Origin of the sequence: Salibacterium halotolerans (assembly GCF_900115625.1) — a bacterium.
Lineage (GTDB): Bacteria > Bacillota > Bacilli > Bacillales > Marinococcaceae > Salibacterium > Salibacterium halotolerans.
On sequence record NZ_FOXD01000030.1, the window covers coordinates 23,697 to 37,338 of the forward strand.

Sequence of the window (13,642 nt, forward strand, 5' to 3'; positions counted from 1 at the left end):
TGAAGGAGAGATCATGCAATGAGTAAGATATTTGGCACCGATGGTGTCCGAGGTATTGCAAATACGGAACTCACCCCGGAGCTTGCGTTTCGTCTTGGCCGCAGCGGCGGTTATTATTTAACAAAAGAGGGGGATCATCCAAAAGCGCTCATCGGACGGGATACCCGGGTTTCCGGTGAGATGCTTGAAGGAGCTTTGGTTGCCGGACTTCTTTCTGTCGGGGTGGAAGTCATGCGGCTCGGGGTGATTTCCACACCTGGTGTCGCTTATTTAACAAAAGCGGTCAGTGCCCATACAGGCATTATGATTTCCGCCTCTCACAATCCTGTAGAAGATAATGGTATAAAGTTTTTCGGTCCGGATGGGTTCAAGCTTACAGAAGCACAGGAACAGGATATTGAAAATCTGCTGGAATCAGGGGAGGAGCTCCCCCGCCCCACAGCCGAAAACCTAGGGGTTGTGAATGATTATTTTGAAGGCGGACAAAAGTACCTGCAGTATTTGAAGCAGACGGTCAATGAAGACTTTTCCGGCATCCATGTCGCACTGGACTGCGCAAACGGCTCCGCCTCTTCTCTCGGTCCGCATTTGTTTGCGGATCTGGATGCGGATATATCGACAATCGGTAACAATCCTGACGGGCTGAATATCAATGTCGACGTTGGTTCCACCAATCCGGAAACGCTCGTGTCCTTCGTGAAGGAAAATAATGCGGATGTCGGCCTTGCTTTCGACGGAGATGCGGACCGCCTCATTGCAGTGGATGAGAAAGGTCAGATTGTGGATGGCGACAAAATCATGTACATCTGCGCCAAATACTTAAAGCAGGAATTGATGCTCGCTGATAACACGGTAGTCACGACGGTGATGAGTAATCTGGGTCTTCACAAGGCACTGGAGGAACTGGACATTCAAACGAAAAAGACGTCCGTCGGCGATCGCTATGTTATGGAAGCCATGAGGGAGGGCGGTTACAGCCTCGGTGGTGAACAATCCGGGCACATTATCTTTCTCGATCATGTCACGACCGGAGACGGCATGCTGACAGCACTGCAGCTTGTCGACATTATGAAAGCTTCCGGTAAACCGCTCTCCGAACTTGCCGGCGAGATGCAGAAGTTCCCGCAGACGCTTGTGAACGTACCGGTGGTCAACAAAGAAAGTATTCATACCAACCCGCAGGTGAGTGAAGCCATAGAGCGGGTGGAAAAAGAAATGGACGGAAACGGACGTATTCTGGTACGCCCATCCGGTACGGAGTCTCTGGTCCGCGTCATGGCTGAAGCCGAGACCAAAGAGCTGTGCGACAAGTACGTGCAGGAAGTGGCAGATGTGGTAAAGCGGTATATGGGGCCGGAAGAAGAAACATAAAATAATACGTCCGCCTGCACTTCACCACTGTCTTAAGCATATGCTGGCAGAGAAACAGGTTTTTTCATGCGGCAGAAGGGAAAAGGTAATGCAGGTTTGACGGCGTTTACCTTCTGGGATATTCTTTCTTTTATTTCTTCTCTCTGCTGCCGTCATACAGGAGGGCGGGACATCTATTTTCGGTGTTCGGAAAAAAAGAGGCTTTTTTGATGAAGAACAGCACGTGCTGGAATAGATGTCCTCCCAGTCCTGTCATAAGCGCAGAAAGTATGGAAAAGAATTGCCGCAATCCCATTCATATTGTATGATAGGTTCAGAATTTAAGCGGAAAGAAAAGGAGGACGGCACAAATTCATAATACAAGCGCCCGGACTGTTCCCGGTCGGGAAAGGGGAACAGTTGACGAGGAGGAGGTTCATCGATGAATCGGCGGATGCCTCCCGGTTGCCTGTCACAACCGTAAATCCAGGTTTAAACCACAGAGGCGACTCTGCGACCAACAGCCTGGGTAATGACGGCCTATCCTAAAAAAACAATAAAGAGCGGGGCCAGGTGTGCCCCGGGTATGCCATGGCCCCGTGATCAGGAGGTCATGACAGTATGTGTGGAATCGTAGGATATATCGGAAATGATCAGGCAAGGGATATACTCATTAAAGGGCTGCAGAAGCTGGAGTACCGCGGCTATGACTCCGCTGGGATCGCCCTTGTAAATAATGGCGGCGTAGAACTTCATAAAGAAAAAGGACGGATTGCTGCTCTGGAGGAAACAGTCGGCAGTGAGGGAAAAGGAACAACAGGTATCGGCCACACCCGCTGGGCCACCCACGGTGCGCCGAGCCGCGATAATGCCCATCCCCATCAGAGCCTGAGCGGCCGCTTCACGCTTGTGCATAACGGCGTCATTGAAAACTACCAGCAGCTCAAACAGAAGTACCTGGGTGATGTGGAGATGGCCAGTGAGACCGACACGGAAATCATCGTGCAGCTCATTGAATCCTTCACCACCAAAGGGGAAAACGTTGACGAAGCTTTCCGTCAGGCGCTCCCGCTTCTGCACGGCTCGTATGCCATTGCCTTGATCGACAACGAAGATAACGATACGATATACGTCGGTAAAAACAAAAGCCCTCTGCTCGTCGGAGTGGGAGAAGAATCGAGTGTCGTGGCGTCGGACGCGATGGCAATGCTTCACGTGACGAAAGAATTCATGGAAATCATGGATCAGGAGATTGTCACCGTGAAAAAAGACAGCATCCAGGTGAAAAAGCTCGACGGCACTGCTGTGGAACGCGGCACCTTCACCACCGATATTGATGAGAGCGACACGGAAAAAGGAACGTACAGCCATTTCATGCTGAAAGAAATTGATGAACAGCCGTTTGTCATCCGCAATATCATTCAGAAATACCAGGACGAAGACGGCGATATCAAACTCGATCAGGACATCCGCACGGCTCTCAACAACGCGGACCGTCTTTACGTGATTGCAGCCGGCACCAGCTATCACGCCGGTCTTGCCGGAAAAGAGCTGATGGAAAAAGTCGCAGAGAAACCGACCGAAGTTCATATTGCCAGCGAGTTCCTGTACAATGAACCGCTGCTTTCAAAAAATCCGCTCTTTATCTTTATTTCACAAAGCGGAGAAACCGCGGACTGCCGCGGCGTCCTCGTCAACGTGAAAGAAAAAGGCTGCCAGTCTTTGACCATTACGAATGTGCCGGGCTCCACTCTCACACGGGAGTCGGATTTCACCCTGCACACGTATGCCGGTCCGGAGATTGCCGTAGCCTCGACGAAAGCCTATACCGCACAGATGGCCGTCTTCTCCATCCTTGCGATGGACGGCGCCCGCGCGCAGGGCATCAACACAGACTTTAACGCCATCACGGAGCTCGGACTCATTGCGAATGCGATGGAAACGCTGTGCGATCAGAAAGACCGGATGGAGCAGGTGGCCCGTGACTACATGTTCGACACCCGGAACTGCTTTTTCATCGGGCGCGCCATGGACTATCATGTCGTGCAGGAAGGGGCCCTCAAGCTCAAGGAAATCTCCTATATTCAGGCGGAAGGTTTTGCCGGCGGCGAACTGAAACACGGAACGATCGCCCTGATTGAAGATGGCACACCGGTCGTCGGTGTCACGACCCAGCAGCACGTGAACGCCAACATCCGCGGCAACATCCAGGAAGTGATCGCCCGCGGCGCCAACGCCTGCATCATCAGTACGGAAGCCACCAAAGAAGAAGGCGACACGATCGTGCTGCCAAACATCAACGAACTGCTCAGCCCGCTCGTATCCGTCGTTCCGCTTCAGCTTATCTCCTACTACGCTGCCCTTCACAGAGGCTGCGATGTGGATAAGCCGAGAAACCTCGCCAAGAGTGTGACGGTGGAGTAGGTTTAGTGAAAAATATTTAAAGAGACGTTGAAGGATAATAAAGTTGTTTGAAAACTGTCAGCATGGAAAGGCTGCAATTAAAATTTCCATGATGGCAGTTTTTTATTGGAAAATTATAGAGGAATAGTGGGGGTAAGATTCTATTCATCTTATTGGATGAATGCACCCGGAAGGTGAAAAAATGAAACGTCGATTTGATATCCAATGAACGGATGATTATATTATATCTGCCAGCGGACTTCTCTTGATAGGGGAACTCCTTCAATCCTTGAACTTACATAAACGTCTCCATTTCTTATCCATGCCCGGCTTAACATCGTCGGCCGCCATTTCCCACCGCGATGTCGTATACAGCTATCTCGGCCTTTTCTCTCAGGGGAAAAATGATTTTGACTGGATGGAAGAATCCCGCGGTGATGAATTCCGCCGAAGAAATTACATCGGAACGACTTTGTGTCCGCATGGATGGGAAAATGATGCTAAAGAAAATTTAAAGTTATGTGATGATTACGGTGCTGATTTTATTATCAAACGAAATCCGCGCCGGGAATCCCCCGAAGCATGGCTGGCGCATGCTGAACAACATGGAGCAGCTTCAAACCCCGCGAAGGAAAGACCATTTATACCGGCCGTGTTCCGGTTTCCGGTGTCCTGGATGGGCGTCCGGTCTATCAAGTCTACCGTCTCGTAGTACGTACCATCATGAAAGACGGGCAGATCAATATATTCCCGGACATAGAGTTCCAGAGTTTTTGGACATCCCTGGACCTGCAGATTTCAGCTCGCTGTGAAATTGCTCGCAGGTCCCGTGCTGCTTGTAGAGATGGATATCCGCCAGTGGTTAAAGACGGTTATTCAGCACATGATTTTGTTTGCATCACGCATGGTTCAGCATGCACGTGAACAACGTCTTTCCCTATTTCGCGGCCACCCCTGGAAAGCCTTTTTTGTCCGTTTATTCCATCGGTATACCCCTGCATAAAAAGACAACGCACCCTCTTTTGTCTCAGCCTGTCGTATCGATTAGCGAACCTATAGAAACCCTGTAGGGGTAAGGAAACGATTCGTAGATTGAGGGGCTAATATGGAAAATTACACCATTTTATCAATTTTGACATGTGTATTTGGGACACTTTAAAACCTTAAAAATCATTAAAACCCTGCCTTCTCAATAAGGTACAGCCTAATGAAATAAAAAAGGCTGAACGGCAAAAACCGTCCCTCCATAAGTTATTATCTTATTAAGCAATCGCGCCCGATGATGGAAGACTTTAATTCAAGATAATCGCTTAATTACCAGCGATTTATGCATTGAATTGTAGAAATATATATCTTGTGGCCCGATGGGGGGCAAGAATCGTTGCCGTACCCTAAGTTAAACATCTATTGGTTCTACCTCCTTTTCTGGTTTTGCCCAGATCAAATATAAATAACCGATCATGGCCCTTTTGACCTTTTTTATTCGAATATTTGATACACCGACGATTTCTTTAATATCTCGGTTTTGATGACACCCAATTGCCCTAACTGCAAGAGGGTCAAGACTTTTTTGTAACCAGGCAATAGGTGGGAAGGAACTGATCCCATGCTCCATCAGTAAGATTTGTCCGTTGGGCTTACACCATCGATTAAATAGATTTAAAACATAAACTGGATCTTCATAACTGCAAAGTGTACCGGTGGAAACAATGGTATCAAAAGATTCGGGTGGGAAATCCAAATCTTCTACCGCGGATAAGATAAAATTAGTCTCCATTTGATATCTACTCGCCGCTTCTTTCGCTTTTTCAAGCATCTTTGGGCTAAAGTCTACAGCTGTAACATGAACGGACTGTGGATAATACGCAAAATTATTTCCCGCGCCAACAGCTACTTCAAGTGTTTCACCTGTTGCATTACTATACAATGATTTCCGAAATTTACCGTCATACTGTTTATCCCTTCTTTTGGCATGCTTATCGGCTTGTTTATCAAACTTATTGATCAGCTTTTTCTGCTCCATGGTGAATACGCTCCTATACTAAAAATCATTCGACTCTCTTTTTTCTTTAAATAAGGAAACAGCATTCCTAGTGCCGACAATAGCTGCTCCTAGATGGCCAGCTCCTTCAATAATTTCTAACTCGGCTCCTTGTATTTGTTCCGCAAGAAAACGGGGATGCTGAAGTGAAACCATATCATCTTGGTCACCATGCCAAAAGTAAACCGGCATTGAAATCTCATCCAAGGCTAATTCCCATGGTTGGAGTAAAAGTTTATAATCCGTTATCATACCTTCTGGAGATCGCGTCGCCTCTTTTACATTCTCGAGCCATTTCTTGACAATGGCCGGTGTTATAATAGACCTGTCGAATTCAGATAAATTGTTTGTCGTTTCATCGCCCATGGCTTCAGGAGCCGAGAGTTCTTTCTCAATCGATGACCTCTTTTCATCATCAGAAACGCTTCCCGAATCCCCAGATATAGCTAAAGGACCAATACCACACACAATAGCGACATGATTGACATACTCTTCAAGTTTTGCAGCACAGGCCAAGGCATAGGGGCCTTCACCGGAAACACCAACCACATCCACTTTTAATAAACTCTGAAGTTGCATAATTCATAGAAAAAAATTCCACATACGTTTATAAAAAGACAGAACCTCCAAATCTGCGGTACGATGAATGTACCACCAATCACGTACACAGAGGGGTTCTGCCATATGTCTACTGTAGTACAGTCATCATCTATCGACAATTTCTTCAATCATATGAATGTGTCTCTCCATGTACCCAAGCCGGCATATCAGCATCTTTCCCATCTCCTGCAGGGGATGATTCAAGAGCGGCGGAATGGAAGTATGACCGTACTACGGAACAGCAGTTTCTGGCAACGTCATCTCACATCGGTAACGCGATTTTTCCAATATGGGCAGTGGAACGAGCAGGGCGTACAGCGAAAGCTGCAGAGGTCTATCTATCAACAGGTTCAGCAGATGTCCTCTTCCGAGGATCCCTTGATGGTTATTATCGATGACAGCATCTGTCCGAAAACAAAACCTTCGTCACAGGCTTTGGAACCGACAGAAGGAGCTTCGTATCACTTTGACCATAAACAAGGGAAGCCTATTTACGCTCATCAATGGGTAACGACGATGATAGGAACCCGCGGCTCCTTTCTCCCCTTTGCTATGACGCCTTATGTGAAAGAAGAGTATTCAAAACTTGATATGGCCCGGCACCATATGGATCAAATACCGGACGGCACGCGGGACGTCTATGTCCTGACAGACAGCTGGTATGCTGCCACATCCCTGATGGCCTACATTCAAGAACGTGGATGGCATTTCATCGGAGGTCTGAAAAGCAACCGTGTTCTGCTGAATGACCGCGTTTCTCAACCCGTCAGGGAGTGGGCCCAACAAAAGGAAGACCAAACATCCTGCATCGTCACCGTAGGAGACGCTTCCTACTACGTTCATCGCTATGACGGAGCACTGAAAGGCGGGCTAAAGGGAACGGTGCTGGCGTGCCGGCCTACGAATACAGCAGCCAGCGAATCAGCGGTTCGCTATTTCTTCTGCACAGATTCCAGCTTAACCGCCCAAAAGATTCTGCATTTCTACGCTGAACGCTGGAACATCGAAACCTTTTTTCAGGAAATAAAAGACAAACTTCATATGGGGGATTACAGGCTGCGATCCCTTTTCGCTATCAAGCGTTACATGTTGGTGCTTCAACTTGCCTACACGTTCATCATGCAGCATTACCAGCAGGGATTCTCTACAGGATATTGGCGGGCTAACAAGGAAAGGCGCCGTTCTCTCCTGTTCTATGTTTATCAGAAAGCCCAAAAGGGCGTGTCCCTGCAGTCTCTTGAAAAAGAGCTGATGATTGCCTAAGGAGATATGCAAGCTACAAAGTAAAATATTACTTCTATTGGATATTACTGTTACTGATTATGCAACTTTAGAGTTCAATATAAGAAACAAAGGTGAACCATGAAAGATTCTATTTTTTTAAAGCACAAGATAGAAGGAGAGGAAAACACTAGACTATGAATAAGACAATAACACTTGTGTGGATGCGTTATTATTTGCATTTATTTTATCTGCCTGCCATCCCATCAAGAAGATGCAAAACAACATGATCGTAGCACGAAAGTAAAGGGTTCCCAGCAAAATGCCGAAGCTTCTAGTAGTGATGTAGACGAGAAGTACAAGATCGTGATTGATCCGGGACATGGAGGTGAAGATCCGGGTGCAACCGGGGCAAGTGGTCGGTACGAGAAGGATTTTAATTTAAGCGTATCGCAAAAGATCAAAGATAGACTGGAAGAGGATTCACAAATCGACGTTTACTTGACTAGGGAAAATGATAGTTTTCTTTCTTCAGAAAGCCGGTAAAGAACAAAATTTGCTAATGAGTTGAATGCGGATATGTTTTTATCCATTCATGGAAATACTTATGAAGATCCTGAGGTATCGGGAACGGAAGCGTTTTATTTTCACGATTCATCCCATCGTTTTGCTGAAGCCATTCAGAATCACCTTGTGGATGCAACAGGTTATCGGGATCGGGGGGTTGCAATAGAAAGATTTATATGTCGTCAAGGACACGGAAATGCCAGCTGTACTCCTGGAAATTGGTTACTTAACAAACCCTCAGGATGAACAAGAAATGCGAAGCGATGACTTTCAACATGCTGTCGCTACTTCCATCCGTAAAGGAATCTATCAATATATCAAAATGGAAGAAGAACCTTGACGACATGAAGCAGGGAGCGTTAGAGTGCGGAACTTCGGTTCTGCACTTTTTTTATGATTGCATCCCATCTGCATCTGATCTGCACAAGATCTTGACATCCTTCCCCTATACTTTCCCTTGAGCATGCGGAGTTGCACGATGCATGGAATAAGATCGATTCTGCATTTGAACTGGACGAAAGGGAAGTGATGAAGATGGGAAAGAAGAAATTGGGAATGATGATACTCGCGATGATTGTCGCCTTGTTGGCCTCGGCGTGTGGCAACAACGGCCAACCAAACGCTCCAAATGGGGAATCTGAGGACTCTTCTTCTGGGGAGTCAGAGGACGGTGTCGCCTCGAAGTCAATATCCTATGAGAAGTTGTATCAAACGAGTGTGTTTCTCGGAGGTTCGATTACGGAAGGGCTGTCTTACCATGATGTGCTGGATGAGGAGAACGTCCTTGCAGGTGTGGGAAAAACAGCTGAATTTGCGCTGAAGGAGGATGTAGATCGACTGGTCAGTCGAATGCCGGAGCATATCTATATCCAACAGGGTTCGGATGACATTTTGTGGCCGAAGCAAAGTGCGGAGTGAAGGTGCGGGAGGGGGAATAAGCGTTGGTATTCAGCAGCCTGATTTTCCTGTTTCTGTTTCTCCCCGCTGTTTTGCTCATTTATTACTTGTCGCCGGGGAAGCTGAAAAATGCCGTACTGTTCGCCGCAAGCCTCGTCTTTTACGCATGGGGCGAACCGATCTATATCGTCATTATGATTTTTTCCACCATATTCGATTATGCGAACGGGCTGTTGATCGATAAGTACAGGCACCGCAAACCGATATCCCGAGCGGTGCTTATCGGCTCCATCGGCGGTAATCTGGCCATACTCGGTTTTTTCAAATATGCCGGCTTTGTCATTCAGAACGTGAACGAGCTGTTCGGCTTGAGCCTGCAGGCCGCCGATCTGCCGCTTCCGATCGGCATATCCTTCTACACGTTTCAAACGATGTCTTATATAGCGGACGTATACCGAGGCAAGGTGCCGCCACAGCGTAACATGATAAACTTCGGCACTTACGTGGCCATGTTTCCGCAACTGGTCGCCGGACCGATCGTCAAATACGGTGATATTGCGAAACAGCTGGCCTCTCGTAAAGTGACGCTGGAACGGTTCGGTGAAGGGGCGAAGTGGTTCATCCGGGGACTCGTCAAAAAGGTGCTTCTGGCCAACAATATTGGAATGTTGTGGACGAGTGTGAAATCCACCCCGCTGGAGGAATTGAGCGTTCTTTCCGCTTGGCTTGGAATTTTGGCGTTTACGTTTCAAATTTATTTTGACTTTAGCGGGTATTCGGATATGGCGCGCGGACTTGGCAAGATGTTCGGCTTTGATTTGCCGCAAAACTTTAATTATCCATATATTTCAAGAAGCGTGACGGAATTTTGGCGCAGATGGCATATTTCACTGGGTTCCTGGTTCCGGGAGTATGTCTATATTCCGCTTGGCGGCAATCGGCGCGGCTTGCGCAAGCAGCTGAGAAATCTCTTGGTCGTCTGGTTTTTGACCGGTTTGTGGCATGGGGCAAGTTGGAACTTTGTCGTATGGGGCTTGTATTTCGGTTTTATCGTGACCGTCGAGAAGTTGTTTCTCCTGAAGTGGCTGACGCGCTGGCCGAATTGGACGGGACATCTATATACGCTGTTGATCGTGATTCTGGGGTGGGTCCTGTTCGAATATGAACATTTGCCTTCCGCATGGGCGTTCATCGGGACGATGTTCGGGCTCGGAGCGCACGAGTGGGTGGATCGCCAGGCGCTTTATGACCTGCTGACGAACGGAGGATTGTTCGTGCTCTTGGCAATATGTGCGACACCGCTTCCGCGGAAGATGGTCGAGCTTGTGGAAAGGCGCTGGAATCGCGGAGGCGTGATCGTGGTTACCACATTCTATACGATCGGATTGATATTGTCGACCGCTTATTTGGTTGACGAGTCTTATAATCCGTTTCTGTATTTTCGCTTTTGAGAGGAGGGGAATCTTGACTGGATATAACAAATGGGTTCGGTCTGTCATCGGCTTATTGCTGCTGTTATTTATCGGGACGATGGTTGTCATCAACTTTTTGACGCCTGACAAGACGTTCTCGGAAGCGGAAAACCGGGTGCTGGATAGCCGGCCGTCTTTCTCGCTGCAATCGTTACTGTCAGGGGAATTCATGAAAGATTATGAGCAATATGTAACCGATCAATTTGCATTCCGGAACGAATGGATCGGGATAAAGACCGATGCGGATCGCGCTCTGGGTAAAAAAGACAGCAACGGCGTATATCTGGGTGCGGATGGCTATCTCATTCAATCTTTCACGTCACCGCAAGAGGCGGATATGGAAGAACGAATCAGGGCGATTCATTCGTTTCATCAGGATACGCCCGACCTTCGCAAGTATATCCTGCTGGCACCGACGGCCGCCTCGGTGCTTCAGAGCAAATTGCCGGCGTATGCGCCAGTTGGCAATCAGCGGGCTGTTCTGAATCAAGTCCGGCAGAAGCTTGAGCGGCTTGGGCCCGATATTCGCTTTATTGACGTGTATCCCGCCTTATATGCGAAGCGGGAGGAATACATTTATTATAAAACGGATCATCATTGGACCACAAAAGGCGCTTATTACGCTTATCAAGCGCTGGGTCAAGAAATGGGGTTAACACCGAAGGAGGAAGAGTACTTTAACATTACAAAAGGGGCGGATGCATTTTATGGTTCACTCTACTCGAAAAGCGGCTTCAAACATTTAAATCCCGACAGTATTTCATTATATTTGCCAAAAAGCAAGGAGCAGGTTCAGGTTGAATATTTGGGCGGGGAATATAAAAGCACCGATTCGCTTTATGCCATGGATCATCTCCATCAAAAAGATAAATATGCCGTATTCCTTAACGGCAACCATTCATTAGTGAAAATCACAACGGGTCATGAACAAGAAAGAAAACTGCTGGTGGTGAAGGACTCTTATGCGAATTCCTTTATTCCTTTTTTGGCATTGCATTTCAGTGAAATTTATGTCGTGGATCTCCGATATTATACGGATTCTCTCGATACACTCATACGAGAAAATCAAATCCAGGACATGTTATTGCTGTATAATGCCACCACGTTTTTCGACGATCCGTTTATAAAGGATTTATCCGAGTGAATATGCGAAAAAATCGATACTGGAAAGGGGCTTCGAATCACATGCTTCACTATTTTAAAATGTTCAATAAAAAGTCATTTGTTACAATGATGGTATTTACTATAGGTGTTTTAACCGGATGTTCCAGCAAAGAGGAAATGACGCATCTTTCAGCTGTAGAAGTCGGAGAAAAAATCAAACAGGATGTCAATTTGGATGAAATGCAGGAGGAAGACATCGAACAACTTCAAAACCTTTATGACATCCGTGCTGAAGAGGTTGAGAGTTTTATCCTTAATCTTGCTTCCACCAATGTGCAAGCAGACGAGGTGGCTGTGATCAAAGCAAAGGATGCCGAAAATGTGGCGGACATGAAAGAAAAAATAGCCAACAGAGTCCAAGATAAAGCGAAAAGTTTTCAAGACTACCTTCCTGCTGAATATGCACTCATCGAAAATCATGTATTAAAAACAAAAGGCAACTTTGTGTTTCTTGCGATATCGGAAGAGGTAGATCAAATCGAACGTGCGTTTGATGAAGCTTTAAATGGCAACTTACCTTCCACGGCTTCAAATGATTCAAATGATCAAGATCCCAATCAACAACCAAATTCTTCCTATCAATCCACGTTCAGCAACAGTGTATTTGTGGGTGATTCCATTATTGGCGGCCTGACCAATGACGATCTTCTGGATGACATTCATGTGATGGGGGGGTTGGGCGCAACCGCTGAATTTACATTGGAATATGTGGATGAAGTAGTTCGCCGAAAACCGGAATATGTTTTTTTATCTTTGGGGCAAAACAACATTGAAGAACCCGTTAAGGAATCAAAGGAAAATTTTGAAAATCAATATTCAAAATTGGTGCGCGAGATCCAGGAAAAGCTCCCGAATGCAAAAATATACATGTTATCGATTACACCCGTATCATCGGATGTCCCGGAAGGTAATCTTTCCAACAAAGATATTGATGATTTTAATTTGGCATTGCAAGACATCGCTGAGACGGAAGATGTTGACTACATCGACCTGTCCCCCATTTTTGAAAATAACGATATTCGCTACGCCGAAGACGGTTCGCATTTCCAAAATGATTTCTATCCGCTTTTGCTTGATTATTTAAAGGAGGAGACGGATATCGAAACACAGTCCCAAAAATCAAGGGTCATCGATTCTAATGATGAATATAAGCAAATATTTAAAAATAGCGTGTTCATGGGAGATGATATCATTGGATCGCTAACTTATCTGGACAAATTGAATGAAGAAAATGTAATCGCACCTTCAGGGGCAACGCTGGACTTGCTTCAACTTAATGTTGAACAATTGGTAAATCAAAAACCTGAACATATCTTCATTCTGACTGGCAGCAACGATATCACCATTGTGGACCAGGAAGAATTCATCGAGAAATACGTAAAGTTAATCAACAGTATTCAGGAGGAGCTTCCGAGTGCCAAAATCAACATATTGTCGATTCCACCTGTTTCCGAAGATGCCTTGCGCAAAGAGCCTCGTTATGAAAATATCGAAGCGTATAATCAATCGCTCCAAGATCTTGCTGCAACTGAAAAAATAAATTACATTGATCTATCGCCTATTTTTAAAAATAATACAATCCAATACACTAAGAATGGAATACATTTTAAACCTGAGTTTTATTCCCTATTTCTAGACTATATAAAAGACGACGTAGATTAGGGAGCATTCCTGTTAGGGGAAAATGTGGGTTTTGAACAAAAAAGAGCCCCCTTGGTATAGTACGGAGTGTCCGATGAAAAACATCGACCTCGAAATCCGGAAACCAAGGAGGACTCATCATGCATTATACGCAAAACCAAAAACTCACGCAAATCACCTCTAACACACTTATTATTGGCGTAGATATTGCTAAAAACAAACAGGTGGCTCGTGCTTTCGATGACCGCGGCTTTGAATTTGGAAAACGAACCAGCTTCTCCAATGA

The 13,642-nt window shown here is 46.3% G+C and carries 10 protein-coding genes and 3 pseudogenes; 11 read left to right on the forward strand and 2 right to left on the reverse strand.

Translation table 11 applies throughout. The features are described from left to right. Nucleotides 1-18 precede the first annotated feature (18 nt). From glmM to BM124_RS16985, 3 genes are all read left to right on the forward strand, one after another. Complete coding sequence (gene glmM, locus BM124_RS16975; RefSeq protein ID WP_093339301.1) at nt 19-1,371, forward strand: phosphoglucosamine mutase; 1,353 nt, start codon at nt 19-21, stop codon at nt 1,369-1,371. 600 nt (nt 1,372-1,971) lie between these two features. Then, the gene (glmS, locus tag BM124_RS16980) at nt 1,972-3,774 is read left to right on the forward strand and encodes a glutamine--fructose-6-phosphate transaminase (isomerizing) (protein WP_093339302.1); all 1,803 of its coding nucleotides are present in this window, start codon (nt 1,972-1,974) and stop codon (nt 3,772-3,774) included. A gap of 268 nt (nt 3,775-4,042) precedes the next feature. Next, nucleotides 4,043-4,465, forward strand: a complete 423-nt coding sequence (locus tag BM124_RS16985) for a hypothetical protein (protein WP_093339304.1) — start codon at nt 4,043-4,045, stop codon at nt 4,463-4,465. Nucleotides 4,466-5,149: 684 nt separating this feature from the next. On the opposite strand, the gene BM124_RS16990 is transcribed toward BM124_RS16985, so the two are convergent. Together BM124_RS16990 and BM124_RS16995 are read right to left on the reverse strand one after the other, a co-directional pair. Further along, the gene (locus tag BM124_RS16990; protein WP_093339305.1) at nt 5,150-5,776 is read right to left on the reverse strand and encodes a class I SAM-dependent methyltransferase; all 627 of its coding nucleotides are present in this window, start codon (nt 5,774-5,776) and stop codon (nt 5,150-5,152) included. An 18-nt stretch (nt 5,777-5,794) separates the two neighbouring features. Then, nucleotides 5,795-6,373 carry an alpha/beta hydrolase gene (locus BM124_RS16995; protein ID WP_093339307.1) on the reverse strand — a complete coding sequence of 193 codons (579 nt, stop codon included), beginning with the start codon at nt 6,371-6,373 and terminating at the stop codon, nt 5,795-5,797. Between the two features lie 105 nt (nt 6,374-6,478). Between BM124_RS16995 and BM124_RS17000 the strand changes: the two genes are divergently transcribed. From BM124_RS17000 to BM124_RS18625, 8 genes and pseudogenes are all read left to right on the forward strand, one after another. Next, nucleotides 6,479-7,657 (forward strand): IS701 family transposase, encoded by a 1,179-nt coding sequence (locus tag BM124_RS17000; protein ID WP_170841201.1) that lies wholly within the window; start codon nt 6,479-6,481, stop codon nt 7,655-7,657. A 324-nt stretch (nt 7,658-7,981) separates the two neighbouring features. Continuing rightward, nucleotides 7,982-8,428: pseudogene (locus tag BM124_RS19755) on the forward strand (N-acetylmuramoyl-L-alanine amidase family protein). Beyond that, complete coding sequence (locus tag BM124_RS19560; protein WP_093339313.1) at nt 8,379-8,522, forward strand: N-acetylmuramoyl-L-alanine amidase family protein; 144 nt, start codon at nt 8,379-8,381, stop codon at nt 8,520-8,522. The pseudogene BM124_RS19755 and the gene BM124_RS19560 overlap by 50 nt, the downstream one beginning before the upstream one ends. A 194-nt stretch (nt 8,523-8,716) precedes the next feature. After that, a pseudogene (locus BM124_RS17020) lies at nt 8,717-9,082 on the forward strand (SGNH/GDSL hydrolase family protein); the annotation flags it as partial. Nucleotides 9,083-9,123: 41 nt separating this feature from the next. Next, nucleotides 9,124-10,530: an MBOAT family O-acyltransferase gene (locus tag BM124_RS17025; RefSeq protein ID WP_093339316.1), complete on the forward strand. Its 1,407-nt coding sequence runs from the start codon at nt 9,124-9,126 to the stop codon at nt 10,528-10,530. Between the two features lie 13 nt (nt 10,531-10,543). Further along, nucleotides 10,544-11,695 (forward strand): DHHW family protein, encoded by a 1,152-nt coding sequence (locus BM124_RS17030; RefSeq protein ID WP_093339317.1) that lies wholly within the window; start codon nt 10,544-10,546, stop codon nt 11,693-11,695. An 86-nt stretch (nt 11,696-11,781) separates the two neighbouring features. After that, nucleotides 11,782-13,377, forward strand: coding sequence for a GDSL-type esterase/lipase family protein (locus BM124_RS19605; protein WP_342028648.1), 1,596 nt, complete (start codon nt 11,782-11,784; stop codon nt 13,375-13,377). A gap of 119 nt (nt 13,378-13,496) precedes the next feature. Continuing rightward, nucleotides 13,497-13,642, forward strand: a pseudogene (locus BM124_RS18625) (IS110 family transposase); the annotation flags it as partial.